General features: G+C 64.4%; 14 protein-coding genes. All 14 read right to left on the reverse strand.

Annotation, left to right across the window (positions count from 1 at the left end; all coding sequences use genetic code 11):
- Positions 1–18: 18 nt before the first annotated feature.
- The gene (atpD, locus tag ACMV8A_RS04875) at positions 19–1395 is read right to left on the reverse strand and encodes a F0F1 ATP synthase subunit beta (RefSeq protein ID WP_495324624.1); all 1377 of its coding nucleotides are present in this window, start codon (positions 1393–1395) and stop codon (positions 19–21) included.
- A 37-nt stretch (positions 1396–1432) separates the two neighbouring features.
- Positions 1433–2296 carry a F0F1 ATP synthase subunit gamma gene (atpG, locus tag ACMV8A_RS04880; RefSeq protein ID WP_495324625.1) on the reverse strand — a complete coding sequence of 288 codons (864 nt, stop codon included), beginning with the start codon at positions 2294–2296 and terminating at the stop codon, positions 1433–1435.
- A 14-nt stretch (positions 2297–2310) separates the two neighbouring features.
- On the reverse strand, positions 2311–3855 hold the full coding sequence (gene atpA, locus ACMV8A_RS04885) for a F0F1 ATP synthase subunit alpha (RefSeq protein WP_495324626.1): 1545 nt from the start codon (positions 3853–3855) through the stop codon (positions 2311–2313).
- 24 nt (positions 3856–3879) lie between these two features.
- Positions 3880–4416, reverse strand: coding sequence for a F0F1 ATP synthase subunit delta (locus ACMV8A_RS04890; protein WP_495324628.1), 537 nt, complete (start codon positions 4414–4416; stop codon positions 3880–3882).
- 12 nt (positions 4417–4428) lie between these two features.
- The gene (locus ACMV8A_RS04895) at positions 4429–4899 is read right to left on the reverse strand and encodes a F0F1 ATP synthase subunit B (protein ID WP_495324629.1); all 471 of its coding nucleotides are present in this window, start codon (positions 4897–4899) and stop codon (positions 4429–4431) included.
- A 61-nt stretch (positions 4900–4960) separates the two neighbouring features.
- Positions 4961–5203: a F0F1 ATP synthase subunit C gene (gene atpE / locus ACMV8A_RS04900; protein WP_127478752.1), complete on the reverse strand. Its 243-nt coding sequence runs from the start codon at positions 5201–5203 to the stop codon at positions 4961–4963.
- Positions 5204–5255: 52 nt separating this feature from the next.
- Entirely contained in the window at positions 5256–6119 is an 864-nt protein-coding gene (gene atpB / locus ACMV8A_RS04905) for a F0F1 ATP synthase subunit A (protein ID WP_495324630.1), read from the reverse strand.
- On the reverse strand, positions 6101–6505 hold the full coding sequence (locus ACMV8A_RS04910; RefSeq protein ID WP_495324631.1) for an ATP synthase subunit I: 405 nt from the start codon (positions 6503–6505) through the stop codon (positions 6101–6103). Before ACMV8A_RS04910 ends, atpB begins: the two co-directional genes overlap by 19 nt.
- A gap of 243 nt (positions 6506–6748) precedes the next feature.
- The gene (locus tag ACMV8A_RS04915) at positions 6749–7639 is read right to left on the reverse strand and encodes a ParB/RepB/Spo0J family partition protein (RefSeq protein ID WP_495324632.1); all 891 of its coding nucleotides are present in this window, start codon (positions 7637–7639) and stop codon (positions 6749–6751) included.
- A gap of 44 nt (positions 7640–7683) precedes the next feature.
- A complete protein-coding gene (locus tag ACMV8A_RS04920; RefSeq protein WP_495324633.1) occupies positions 7684–8484 on the reverse strand; it encodes a ParA family protein in 801 nt (266 codons plus the stop codon).
- A 19-nt stretch (positions 8485–8503) separates the two neighbouring features.
- The gene (rsmG, locus tag ACMV8A_RS04925) at positions 8504–9145 is read right to left on the reverse strand and encodes a 16S rRNA (guanine(527)-N(7))-methyltransferase RsmG (RefSeq protein ID WP_495324634.1); all 642 of its coding nucleotides are present in this window, start codon (positions 9143–9145) and stop codon (positions 8504–8506) included.
- 1 nt (position 9146) lies between these two features.
- Positions 9147–10400, reverse strand: coding sequence for an OmpP1/FadL family transporter (locus ACMV8A_RS04930; RefSeq protein WP_495324635.1), 1254 nt, complete (start codon positions 10398–10400; stop codon positions 9147–9149).
- Positions 10397–12286 (reverse strand): tRNA uridine-5-carboxymethylaminomethyl(34) synthesis enzyme MnmG, encoded by a 1890-nt coding sequence (gene mnmG, locus ACMV8A_RS04935; RefSeq protein ID WP_495324636.1) that lies wholly within the window; start codon positions 12284–12286, stop codon positions 10397–10399. The genes ACMV8A_RS04930 and mnmG overlap by 4 nt, the downstream gene beginning before the upstream one ends.
- A gap of 95 nt (positions 12287–12381) precedes the next feature.
- Entirely contained in the window at positions 12382–12738 is a 357-nt protein-coding gene (locus tag ACMV8A_RS04940) for a hypothetical protein (protein WP_495324637.1), read from the reverse strand.
- Positions 12739–12759: the final 21 nt, after the last annotated feature.

Raw genomic sequence — 12759 nt, forward strand, 5'->3', positions numbered from 1 at the left:
ACCCCCTGTCAGGCCGTGTTAAACCTTCTTGGCCTTTTCGACGACTTCGTCGATGGTGCCGACCATGTAGAAGGCCTGCTCCGGCAGGTGATCGAACTCGCCCTCGACGATACCCTTGAAGCCACGGATGGTGTCCTTCAGGCCCACGTACTTGCCGGGGGCACCGGTGAACACTTCAGCGACGAAGAAGGGCTGCGACAGGAAGCGCTGGATCTTACGCGCACGGGATACGGACAGCTTGTCCTCTTCGGACAGCTCGTCCATGCCCAGGATGGCGATGATATCGCGCAGTTCCTTGTAGCGCTGCAGGGTTCCCTGCACCGCGCGGGCGGTGTCGTAGTGCTCCTGGCCGACGACCAGCGGGTCCAGCTGGCGCGAGGTGGAGTCCAGCGGGTCCACGGCGGGGTAGATACCCAGCTCGGCGACCTGACGGGACAGCACCAGGGTGGCGTCCAGGTGGGCGAAGGTGGTGGCCGGGGACGGATCGGTCAAGTCGTCCGCAGGCACATACACGGCCTGGAAGGAGGTGATGGAACCGGTCTTGGTGGAAGTGATGCGCTCCTGCAGGGCGCCCATCTCGGAGGCCAGGGTCGGCTGGTAACCTACCGCGGACGGCATACGGCCCAGCAGCGCGGATACTTCGGTACCGGCCAGGGTGTAACGGTAGATGTTGTCGATGAACAGCAGCACATCACGGCCTTCGTCACGGAAATACTCGGCCATGGTCAGGCCGGTCAGGGCGACGCGCAGACGGTTGCCGGGCGGCTCGTTCATCTGGCCATACACCAGGGCCACCTTGTCGAGTACGCCGCCTTCCTTCATTTCGTGGTAGAAGTCGTTACCTTCACGGGTACGCTCGCCCACGCCGGCGAACACGGAGAAGCCCGAGTGCTCCACGGCGATGTTGCGGATCAGCTCCATCAGGGTAACGGTCTTACCGACGCCGGCACCACCGAACAGGCCGACCTTACCACCCTTGGCGATGGGCATGACCAGGTCGATTACCTTGATGCCCGTTTCCAGGATCTCCACCGCCGCAGCCTGGTCAGCATAGGCCGGGGCCTTGCGGTGGATCGGCATCTTCTGCTCGGCGTTGACCGGGCCAGCCTCGTCCACGGGGTTGCCCAGCACGTCCATGATACGGCCCAGGGTGGCCTTGCCGACGGGCACGGAGATGGCGGCGCCGGTGTCGGCGACGCTCATGCCGCGCTTCAGGCCGTCGGTGGAACCCATGGCGATGCCGCGCACCACGCCGTCGCCCAGCTGCTGCTGGACTTCGAGGGTGAGGCCCGCGTCGGTGACGGTGAGGGCGTTATAGACCTTGGGCATGGCGTCACGGGGAAATTCAACGTCCACCACGGCGCCGATGATTTGCACAATCTTTCCAGAACTCATTGCCAGTTCCTCTTAAATTTAAATCCGATTAGCGCGCTTAGACGGCGGATGCGCCGGCGACGATTTCCGACAGCTCTTGGGTAATCGCTGCCTGGCGTGCCTTGTTGTAAGCGAGCTTCAATTCACTGATCAGGTTGCCGGCATTGTCGGAGGCGGCCTTCATCGCCACCATACGCGCCGCCATTTCGCAGGCTATGTTCTCGACCACGCCCTGATAGACCAGCGACTCGACGTAACGCATCAGCAGCTGATCCAGCACCGTCTCGGCATTGGGCTCGTACAGATAGTCCCAATGATGCTTCAGTGCCTCATCCCGCTCTTCCGCCTTGATCGGCAGCAACTGCTCGACGCGCGGCTGCTGCGTCATGGTGCTGACGAAGCGGTTGTAGATCAGGTAAATGCGATCAATCTCACCGTTGTCGTAGGCATCCAGCATCACCTTGACCGTGCCGATCACATCCATCAGCTTGGGCGCGTCGCCCAACTGGGTGGCCTGCGCCAGGACACGGCCGCCAACGCGACTGAAAAAGCCCTGCGCCTTCTGGCCGATGGTGCACAGCTCCACGTCGACGTTCTTGTCGCGCCACTCCTTCATGGTGCCGAGGGCGGCCTTGAACATGTTGATGTTCAGGCCACCGCACAGACCGCGATCGGTGGAGATGGCAATGATGCCGACGCGCTTGACCTCGCGTTCCACCATGTACGGATGCTTGTACTCGGCATGGGCATGGGCCAGATGCTGAATCACGCTACGCATACGGTCCGCATAGGGGCGGGTGGCCGCCATGCGATCCTGCGCGCGACGCATCTTGCTGGCAGCCACCATCTCCATGGCGCGGGTGATCTTCTGAGTGTTCTGCACACTCTTGATCTTGCTGCGTATCTCTTTACCGCTGGCCATTGCTCAACCCTCGCTTACCAGGTGCCGTTCGCCTTGAACTTCTCGATGGCGTCGCGCAGGGCGTTCTCGATGTCGTTGTTGTAGTCGCCGGTCTCGTTGATCTTGGCCATCAGCTCGCTCTGCTCAGCCTTCATGTAGCTCTGCAAGGCGGCCTCGAAAGCCACCACCTTGTTCACAGCCACGTCATCCAGGTAACCCTGGTTGGCGGCGTACAGGGAGACGGCCATCTGAGCCACGGTCATCGGCGAGTACTGGAACTGCTTCATCAGCTCGGTGACGCGCTGACCACGATCGATCTGCTTGCGGGTGGCCTCGTCCAGGTCGGAGGCGAACTGTGCGAAGGCCGCCAGCTCACGGTACTGGGCCAGGGCCAGACGGATACCGCCGCCGAGCTTCTTGATGATCTTGGTCTGAGCCGCACCACCGACGCGGGACACCGACAGACCGGCGTTGATGGCCGGACGGATGCCTGCGTTGAACAGGTCGGATTCCAGGAAGATCTGACCGTCGGTGATGGAGATCACGTTGGTCGGAACGAAGGCGGACACGTCACCGGCCTGGGTCTCGATGATCGGCAGCGCGGTGAGCGAGCCGGTCTTGCCCTTGACGGCGCCATTGGTGTGCTTCTCCACCCAGTCGGCGTTGACGCGCGCGGCGCGCTCCAGCAGACGGGAGTGCAGGTAGAACACGTCGCCGGGGTAGGCTTCACGGCCGGGCGGACGACGCAGCAGCAGGGAAACCTGACGGTAGGCCCAGGCCTGCTTGGTCAGATCGTCGTACACGATCAGGGCATCTTCGCCCTTGTCGCGGAAGTACTCGCCCATGGCGCAGCCGGCGTACGGCGCGATGTACTGCATCGCGGCGGAGTCGGAGGCGGTGGCGGCGACGATAATGGTGTGCTCCAGGGCGCCGTGCTCTTCCAGCTTGCGCACCACATTGGCGATGGAGGAGGCCTTCTGGCCCACCGCCACGTAGATGCACTTAACGCCGGTGCCCTTCTGGTTGATGATGGCGTCGACAGCAACCGCAGTCTTGCCGGTCTGACGGTCACCGATGATCAGCTCGCGCTGGCCACGACCGACTGGCACCATGGCGTCGATCGCCTTGAGACCGCTCTGCAGCGGCTGGTCAACGGACTTGCGCCACAGCACGCCCGGGGCGATCTTCTCGATGGGAGAAGAGCCTTCGGCGTTGATCGGGCCCTTGCCGTCGATGGGCAGGCCCAGCGCGTCGACCACGCGGCCCAGCATCGCTTCGCCGACGGGCACTTCCATGATGCGACCGGTGCACTTGACCTTGTCGCCTTCGGAGATGTGCTCGTAGTTGCCCAGGATAACGGCACCGACGGAATCACGCTCCAGGTTGAGCGCCAGGCCGTAGGTGTCGCCAGGGAATTCCAGCATTTCGCCCGACATGACGTCGGCCAGGCCGTGGATACGCACGATACCGTCGGTCAGGCTGACCACGGTACCTTCGTTGCGCGCCTCGACCTCGGCCTTGAAGCCGGCGATGCGCTGTTTGATCAGTTCACTGATTTCAGAAGGATTAAGCTGTTGCATTCATTTGTCCTCTAGCAGTCCGGGTCAGCGCAGCAGAGCGGCGCTCAGCTTGTTCAGCTTGCCCGTAACCGAACCATCGATGACCATATCGCCGGCCCGAACGACCGCGCCGCCAAGCAGCGCCTCGTCCACCTTGCACTCCAGGGCTACATCGCGACCCAGACGCTTCTTCAGCGCGGCGGCGATGGCCTGCTTCTGACTGTCGGACAGCGCCGTGGCCGAGGTGACCTCGGCGACGATGCGGCTCTCCGCTGCGGCGCGCTGGACTTCGTACAGCGCGGCGATTTCCGGCAACAGTGCGAGACGGCCATTTTCGGCCAGTACCCGCAGCAGATTCCTGCCGGCATCGTTGAGCTTGTCGCCGCAGATGTCGATGATCAGCTGACCGCGCTGCGCCTTGTCCAGGCTCGGGCTGTCCACGGCAACGGCCACCTCGGGGTGACTCACCACGGCGGCGGCCAGTTGCAGCATCTCCGACCAGTCTTTCAGCTTGCCCTGCTCTTGGGCCGTGTCGAATACGGCCTGGGCGTAGGGGCGAGCGATCGTTGTGATTTCAGCCATGCTTATATGCCCTTAGAGCTGGGCAACGAGATCTTGCAGCAGATCGTCGTGTGCCTTGGCATCCAGCTCGCGCTTGATCACCTTGCCCGCGCCGACCACCGCCAGGCTCACCACCTGACCGCGCAACTGCTCGCGGGCACGGCTGACTTCCTGCTGCAGTTCGGCATTGGCGGCAGCCTTGATGCGGTCGCCCTCGGTACGGGCGGCACCCTTGGCTTCTTCAACGATTTCGCTGGCACGCTTCTCGGCCTTGGCCAGAATCTCTGCGGCACGCTGCTTCGCTTCGTGTATCACCTCGGCGGCGTGCTGCTCGGCCAGAACCTGCTGGTTCTTGCCGCGCTCGGCAGCTGCCAGACCATCGGCGATTGTCTTTTTACGTTCGTTCAGTACGTTGATCAGCGGCGGCCAAACGTACTTCATCACGAACCAGACAAACACGAAGAATGCGATGAACTGACCAATCAGGGTCGCATTGATATTCATGTTCGCACCTCGTGTGGTGTGGGTTGGTTACAGGATTGCTGTTAAGCGGACTGCGTATCCCTTAACCACCAACAACCGCGAACAGGACGTAGAACGCGATACCCACGGCGATCATCGGCACAGCGTCGACCAGACCCATGATGATGAAGAACTGGGTGCGCAGCAGCGGGATCAGTTCCGGCTGACGGGCAGCGCCGTCCAGGAAGCGGGCACCGAGGATGGCGATGCCGATGGCGGCGCCCAGGGCACCGAAGGACAGCATCAGGGCGCCGGCGATGTAAACGAGGGCGGTAGACATTTCCATGGTTCTCTCCTAAAGAAGTTAAAAGTTAAAGGTTGAAGGTTTGAAGCAAAAATCAGTGGTGTTCCTGGTGCGCCATGTCCATGTACACGATGGTCAGCGTCATGAAGATGAACGCCTGCAGCGTGATGATCAGGATGTGGAAGATGGCCCAGCCGAGCTGCAACACACCAGCGAAGGCACCGAGAGCCCAGCCGGCGCCGTACATGATGGCGATGAGGATGAAGATCATTTCGCCAGCATACATGTTGCCGAACAGTCGCAGGGCCAGCGAAACCGGCTTGGCGATCAGCGACACACCTTCCAGCAGCAGATTGACGGGAATGAACAGAACCTGCACGACCTTGTTCTTGGCCTGGAACGGCATCAGCGACAGTTCGCCGACGAAGCCGCCGATACCCTTGCGCTTCACGCTGTAGTAGAGGATCAGCCAGAACACGGCGATGGACATACCGAAGGTGATGTTGGGGTCAGTGGTCGGCACCACCTTCATGAAGTGCACACCGAACAGGGCGAACAGTTCCGGCAGCAGGTCGACGGCGATGAGGTCCATGAAGTTCATCAGCCAGATCCACATGAACACGGTCAGCGCCAGGGGGCCGATCAGCGGGTTGTTGCCAGTGAAGGAGCCGCGCACCGAGGTGTCGATGAATTCGATGATCCATTCGACGAAGTTCTGCATGCCGCCCGGCACGCCGGCGGTGACCTTCTTGGCCACGCCGCGGAACAGCAGGAAGAAGAAGAGGCCGAGGACGATGGACCAGGCCATAGTGTCGACGTTAATCGCCCAGAAGCCCATCGCCTTGGCTTCCGCGGCGGAATGGGCAAAGCCCCATTCACCACTCGGAAGCTTGCCGTAGGTAAGGTTGGTCAGGTGATGCTGAATGTAACTAGTCGAAGTCAGTTCTTCGCTCGCCATTTTCTCGTCTCTGGAACCAATGCCGTTAGAACCGTTTGTGCCGCCAGGCCCGCGCTGAACCCTAGCAGCAACCACAGGGGTTGCAGGCGTAGGGACGCGATGCCCACTGCCAGCAGCACCAGCGTCGTCGCAAAACGGACGATGGCACTGCCGTAAATCAGACTGGCGTTACGCGCCAGATTCGCGCCGGCGTTTTCTGCGCGGCGGCCATACCACAGGATCACCAGGGTACCGGCCATGGCGACGGCGCCGCCGTACAGCACCGCCCGCAGCGCCGGAACGCCTTGCCAGGCCAAAGCCGCCAGGGCCAGCAACACCGTCAGCAGGAGCTGGAGGACCAGCAATCTGCGCAGGGTGTGCCGCAACTGCAGGTCGGCTGTGCTCATGCGTAAAAAGGTCTCTTCGGCGCCCGTGGCAGCCGGTAAAAGACGCTGAAACTAAGGGGGAGAGTTAGTGCCGTCAGCGGCGCGGAAGTATATAGACCGCGGCCCCTAGGGTCAATGATATATCAATAAATCGCTTCTATATAAGAAAACTCACATAGAGATCATCAGCGTAATTTATTGATAAATGTTGAGTATTTTCCTGGAAGCGGCCATGTCCGTCGGCCCCACAGGGCCCCGGCGAGGCTAGCGGATGTGGGCAAGGATGCCGTCCAGCTCGTCCAAGCTGTTGTACTGAATCACCAGTTTGCCCTTGCCCTTGCCAGCCTGCTGGATCACCACCTGGGCGCCCAGCCTCTGCCCCAGGTCCTGCTCCAGACGACGCACATCCGGGTCGACGGCCTTAGCCGCGGGCTTGGCGGCCGGCCCTTCCAGCAGGTGCTTGACCAGACGCTCGGTCTCGCGCACCGACAGGCCCTTGGCGGTGACGCTGCGTGCCGCCTCGCTCTGCTGCGCGCCCTCCAGGGCCAGGATGGCGCGGGCATGGCCCATCTCCAGGTCACCATTTTCCAGCAGGCGCTTGACGTCGTCGTTGAGCGACAGCAGGCGCAGCAGGTTGGACACGGCGACGCGGGAGCGGCCCACCGCCTCGGCGGCCTGCTGGTGGGTGAGCTCGAATTCGTCGATGAGGCGCTGCAGGGCGCGGGCCTCTTCCATCGGGTTGAGCTGTTCGCGCTGGATGTTCTCGATCAGCGCCATGGCGATGGCGGCGTTGTCGGGCACCTCGCGGATCACCGCGGGGATTTCGTGCAGCCCGGCCATCTGTGAGGCGCGCCAGCGGCGCTCGCCGGCAATGATTTCATAACGGTTCGGGCCGATGGGGCGCACCACGATGGGCTGCACCACACCCTGGGCGCGGATGGAGTCGGCCAGCTCTTCCAGGGTGTCCGGGTGCATGTCGATGCGCGGCTGGTACTTGCCGCGCTGGATGATGTCCACCGGCAGATTGCGCAGGTCGCCGTCGTGGGCGCTGCCGCTCTTGTCCGTCGTCGTGCCACTGGCAGCCGCCGGTACCGCAGCGCTACCCAGCAGGGCCTCCAGCCCGCGCCCCAAACCACCTTTTTTCTTCACTGCCATTTATTCAGTTCCGAGTTTCGTGTTCCGAGTTTCGAGTCCGAGGTTCATGCGGAACCCGAAACCCGCAACTCGGAACTGTTGTTTTCATCGCGGCGCAGGATCTCGCCGGCCAGGGCCAGATACGCCACGGCGCCGCGCGAGGCGCGGTCGTGGGCCAGGGCCGGCAGGCCGTAACTGGGCGCCTCGGCCAGGCGGATGTTGCGCGGGATCGAGGTGCGATACACCTTGTTGCCGAAGTGCAGGATCAGCTGGCCGGAGACATCGTTGGACAGGTTGCTGCGCGGGTCGAACATGGTGCGCAACAGGCCCTCCAGTTGCAGCTGCGGATTCACCGTGCTGCGGATCTGTTCGATGGTGTTGAGCAGGGAGGACAGACCCTCCATGGCGTAGTACTCGCACTGCATGGGGATCATCACCGAGTCGGCGGCCACCAGCGCGTTCAGCGTCAACATGTTGAGCGAGGGCGGGCAGTCCACCAGGATGAATTCGTAACGCTCGCGCACCGGCGCCAGGGCCTCGCGCAGGCGACGCTCGCGCTGCGGGCTGTTCATCAGCTCCACCTCGGCGGCGGTGAGGTCACCGTTGGTGGGCACCAGATCGTAGCCCGCCTGTTCGGCGCGCACGATCACCTGCTCCGCCGGCGCGTGGCCCAACAGCATGTCGTAGCTGCTCTGCTCGAAGCTGTTCTTGTCCACGCCGCTGCCGACGGTGGCGTTGCCCTGCGGGTCGAGATCGATGACCAGCACACGGCGCTTGGTCGCCGCCAGCGAGGCGCCCAGGTTGATGCAGGTGGTGGTCTTGCCGACCCCGCCCTTCTGGTTGGCGATTGCGATGATCCTGCCCATTTCGTTTCCCCCTTTCGCCTCAGGCAGCGGGTGCGATACGCACCAGGTGACGTTGTGCTTCCAGTCCCGGCACCGTCAACGCAATGATCTCCCGCACCACAAAACCCGGCGGCAGCGCGTCCAGCTCTTCCTGCGGATACTCGCCCTTCATCGCCAGCAGCGCACCACCGGGCGCAAGCAGATGGGCGGTGCCCGCGGTCATATCGGCCAGAGACGCAAAGGCCCGGGCGGTGACGGTGTCGAACAGCTGCCCGGGCCGATATTGTTCAAGGCGCGAATGTACCACAGAGAGGTTGGAAAGCCCCAATTCCCCCTTGGCCTGGAGCAGAAAACGGGTCTTCTTGCCGTTGCTGTCGAGCAGGGTGAACTGCCGCGCCGGGTCGTATATGGCCAGGGGAATGCCGGGCAGGCCGGCGCCGCTACCCACGTCCAGCACCTGCGCCCCGTGCAGATGCGGCAGCACGGCGAGGGAATCCAGCAGGTGCTTGGTGACCATCTCCTGCGGGTCGCGGATCGCCGTCAGGTTGTAGGCCTTGTTCCATTTGACGAGGAGCGCCAGGTAAGCGAGCAGTCGCTCCTGCCGGGCAGTGTCCAGCGGGAGCCCCAGGGCGGCGATGCCCTGCGCCAGCGTCTTGCCCAGATGGGAAGAAGGGTTCGCCATGTCAGTAACGCCAGCTGGCCTGCACGCTGAGGAAGCCACCGCCCAGGCGGTAGCGGCCGGTGAGGCGGTGACCCTGGCTGTCGGTGTTGTCGATGACCGCGTCGTTCATGTCGATGTAGGCCAGGGCTGCATCGATGGAGAAGGCGCTCCCCGGCGCGTAGGTGACGCCCAGGGCATACCAGCGCCGGTCGTTGTCCGGGCCGATGGGGGTGCGGTGGGCGGCGTCGGGCACCGGCGATTCGTCGTAGGCCACGCCGGCGCGCAACAGCCACTGCGGACCGAGGCGGTAGTTGAGACCCAGGGCGTAAAAGCCGGTGTCGCGCCAGTTGTAGGTACACACGCTGTCGGGCAGGCTGTTGGCGAAGTCGACGCGGAACTCCTTGTGTCGGCTCCAGGCAGTCCAGGTGTAGTCGGCCAGCAGGGTCAGGCGCTCGCTCGCCGCCCAGGCGGCGCTGAGGCTGAGGGACTCGGGCAGGTGGACCCGGGTGGAGCCACCACTGTCGGTGAACGTCCCGGCGAGCACGCCCGCATTTTCAAAATCCGACGTGCCGCTGATGTTCTGCCGCGTGTCGCTGTGGTAGGTCAGCCCCAGTTGCACGCGCTCGGTGGGCGCGTAGTGCAGACCGAGGCTGAAACCCAGATCCCAGTTGTCGCCCTTGAGGGTCTGCTTGCCGTCCATCGCCTCCGGAAAACCAAGCATTGCCCCGAAATCCACCGCCTGACTCAGCTCCGCCGTGAGGTACTGAACGTCGAGGCTGCCGCCCACCGCCAGGCTCGGAGTGAGCTGCCAGGACAGGGCCGGGCTGAGGTTGAGGGTGGTCATCTCCGATTTGATGGAGTGGTAGCGGCCGGACCACTGATCGTCGTACTCCAAGCCGAGGGCGAAAGGCACGTAAAGGCCGAAGCCGAAGCGCGCCTCCGGCGACAACTCCGTGACGTAATACAGGTTGGGCGCCAGCTTGGCGCGGCCGGCATCGCCCGGGTTGGGGCCGCTGGTGCTGGAGCCCTGGTCCGTGAAGGTGGCGTGCGGGGTGATGTAGTGCGCCGCCAGGCTGAGGGTGGAGCCGGACAGCCGCTGCATCGCCGCCGGGTTGGTGTACACCACGCTGGCGTCCGCGGCCTGCGCCGCCACGCCGGCAAAGGCGCTGCCCAGACTGCTCACGCTCTTGTCGCTGACGGCGAAACCGGAGGCCCAGACGCCGCTGCCGGCTGCACACAGTATCAGCGCAGCGCCCCCCCTGATGGCTGCCCTCATGCCGTTTTTCTCCCCAGCTCGCGTTTTTTCAGGTGGATCAGCAGCAGCGATACCGCCGCCGGGGTAATGCCGGGGATGCGCGCCGCCTGGCCCAGGGTGTCGGGGCGCTGGCGCGAGAGTTTGTCGCGCACTTCGCTGGACAGGCCGCTCACCTCGCGGTAGTCCAGATCCGCCGGCAGCCGGGTGTCTTCGTTGCGGCGCTGGCGTTCGATCTCCGCGCGCTGGCGCTCGATATAGCCGGCGTACTTGGCCTGGATCTCCACCTGTTCGGCCACCGCCGGGTCGTCCACGCCCTCGCCCGCTGCCGCCAGGCTCATCAGCGCGTCGTAACTCACGTCGGGCCGGCGCAACAGATCGGCGAGGCGGTATTCGCGCGTGATCGCTTGGCCGAGGACGCGGCTGGCCTCCGCGTCGGGCACGGTCTGCGGCCGCACCCAGGTATCGTGCAGGCGCTGCTGTTCGCGGGCTATGGCCTCGCGCTTGGCATCAAAAGCAGCCCAGCGCACGTCATCCACCAGACCCAGGTCACGGCCGATGGCGGTAAGACGCAGGTCGGCATTGTCCTCGCGCAGCAGCAGACGGTGCTCGGCGCGGGAGGTGAACATGCGATAGGGCTCGGAGGTGCCGCAGGTGATGAGGTCGTCCACCAGTACGCCCAGATAGGCTTCGTCGCGGTGCGGCCACCAGCCCTCGCGGCCGAGGGCTTGGCGCCCGGCGTTGAGCCCGGCGAGCAGGCCCTGTGCCGCGGCCTCCTCGTAGCCGGTGGTGCCGTTGATCTGGCCGGCGAAGAACAGACCGGGGATGTGCTTGGTCTCCAGGGTCGGGTGCAGGTCGCGCGGGTCGAAGAAGTCGTATTCGATGGCGTAGCCGGGGCGCACGATGTGGGCATTTTCCAGGCCGCGGATCGAGCGTACCAGGGCGTACTGCACGTCGAAGGGCAGCGAGGTGGAGATGCCGTTGGGATACACCTCGTGGGTGGTCAGTCCCTCCGGCTCGAGGAAGATCTGGTGTTGGTCCTTGTCGGCGAAGCGCACCACCTTGTCCTCGATGGACGGGCAGTAGCGCGGCCCCACCCCCTCGATCACCCCGGTGTACATGGGCGAACGATCCAGGCCGCCACGGATGATCTCGTGGGTGCGCTCGGAGGTGTGGGTGATGTAACAGGCGATCTGGCGCGGATGTTCTTCAGCGCTGCCAAGAAAGGAAAACACCGGCACCGGGTCGTCGCCCGGCTGCGACTGCAGGATGGACCAGTCGATGCTGCGGCCATCGAGGCGCGGCGGCGTGCCGGTCTTGAGGCGGGCGACATTCACCGGCAGCTCGCGCAGGCGGCGCGACAACCCATTGGCCGGGGGGTCACCGGCGCGGCCACCTTCATAATTGGCCAGGCCGATGTGGATACGGCCGGCGAGGAAGGTGCCGACGGTGAGCACGATGGCGGCGGCAGCAAAGCGCAGGCCCATCTGGGTCACCACACCCACGGCGCGGTCGCCCTCGACGATGAGGTCTTCCACCGCCTGCTGGAACAGGGTGAGGTTGGGCTGGTTTTCCAGCGCACTGCGCACCGCCGCCTTGTATAGCTGACGGTCGGCCTGGGCGCGGGTGGCGCGCACCGCAGGACCCTTGCTGGCGTTGAGGATGCGGAACTGGATGCCGGCCTGGTCGATGGCACGGGCCATCAAGCCGCCGAGGGCATCGATCTCCTTGACCAGGTGGCCCTTGCCGATGCCGCCGATGGCCGGGTTGCAGCTCATCTGGCCCAGGGTTTCGATGTTGTGGGTCAGCAGCAGGGTGCGCGCGCCGAGGCGCGCGGCGGCCAGGGCCGCCTCGGTTCCGGCATGGCCGCCGCCGACTACGATGACATCGAACTTGTCCTGATACTGCATGCGCCCGCACCGGCTGTGTGGCAAAGGGCGCCTATTCTACGGCGGGACGGGCGCGCGGGCCAAGGACGCGGCAAGAAAAGCCGCGGGCAGTCAGGTTAGGCTGGCGCCGCCACCCAGAGCGTGCACCAGCCATTGGGGCTGATGTCGCCCTCCACCACCCGGCAGGCGTTGGGCGCAATGAAGTGCGCGCATATTGCGCAGTGCTGCTCACCCTTGGGCTCGGTCTGGTACTGGGCAATCGCCTTGCTCAGTTTGGCGCTCGGTGCGCTCTCCGCCGCGGGCGCCGTGGCGGGCTGTGGGCTGGGCGGCGTTGCGGGCGGGACGGCTGCCGCGGGGCTGGTGCGCGGCGCGGGACTTTCCTGCCTGGAGTCACAGGCACCGAGCACCAGCGTGATGCCGGTGGCGAGGGTGCCGCGCAGGACGGTTCTACGGAGGGGGTCGTACTTGTCCATAGTGCATACTCCTGTGCCTTT

The organism is Sulfurivermis sp., assembly GCF_059410345.1.

What these genes read in the sequence shown, in the direction of transcription:
- atpD (WP_495324624.1), bottom strand. Translation starts at nt 1,395, where the DNA reads ATGAGTTCTGGAAAGATTGTGCAAATCATCGGCGCCGTGGTGGACGTT.
- atpG (WP_495324625.1), bottom strand. Translation starts at nt 2,296, where the DNA reads ATGGCCAGCGGTAAAGAGATACGCAGCAAGATCAAGAGTGTGCAGAAC.
- atpA (WP_495324626.1), bottom strand. Translation starts at nt 3,855, where the DNA reads ATGCAACAGCTTAATCCTTCTGAAATCAGTGAACTGATCAAACAGCGC.
- ACMV8A_RS04890 (WP_495324628.1), bottom strand. Translation starts at nt 4,416, where the DNA reads ATGGCTGAAATCACAACGATCGCTCGCCCCTACGCCCAGGCCGTATTC.
- ACMV8A_RS04895 (WP_495324629.1), bottom strand. Translation starts at nt 4,899, where the DNA reads ATGAATATCAATGCGACCCTGATTGGTCAGTTCATCGCATTCTTCGTG.
- atpE (WP_127478752.1), bottom strand. Translation starts at nt 5,203, where the DNA reads ATGGAAATGTCTACCGCCCTCGTTTACATCGCCGGCGCCCTGATGCTG.
- atpB (WP_495324630.1), bottom strand. Translation starts at nt 6,119, where the DNA reads ATGGCGAGCGAAGAACTGACTTCGACTAGTTACATTCAGCATCACCTG.
- ACMV8A_RS04910 (WP_495324631.1), bottom strand. Translation starts at nt 6,505, where the DNA reads ATGAGCACAGCCGACCTGCAGTTGCGGCACACCCTGCGCAGATTGCTG.
- ACMV8A_RS04915 (WP_495324632.1), bottom strand. Translation starts at nt 7,639, where the DNA reads ATGGCAGTGAAGAAAAAAGGTGGTTTGGGGCGCGGGCTGGAGGCCCTG.
- ACMV8A_RS04920 (WP_495324633.1), bottom strand. Translation starts at nt 8,484, where the DNA reads ATGGGCAGGATCATCGCAATCGCCAACCAGAAGGGCGGGGTCGGCAAG.
- rsmG (WP_495324634.1), bottom strand. Translation starts at nt 9,145, where the DNA reads ATGGCGAACCCTTCTTCCCATCTGGGCAAGACGCTGGCGCAGGGCATC.
- ACMV8A_RS04930 (WP_495324635.1), bottom strand. Translation starts at nt 10,400, where the DNA reads ATGAGGGCAGCCATCAGGGGGGGCGCTGCGCTGATACTGTGTGCAGCC.
- mnmG (WP_495324636.1), bottom strand. Translation starts at nt 12,286, where the DNA reads ATGCAGTATCAGGACAAGTTCGATGTCATCGTAGTCGGCGGCGGCCAT.
- ACMV8A_RS04940 (WP_495324637.1), bottom strand. Translation starts at nt 12,738, where the DNA reads ATGGACAAGTACGACCCCCTCCGTAGAACCGTCCTGCGCGGCACCCTC.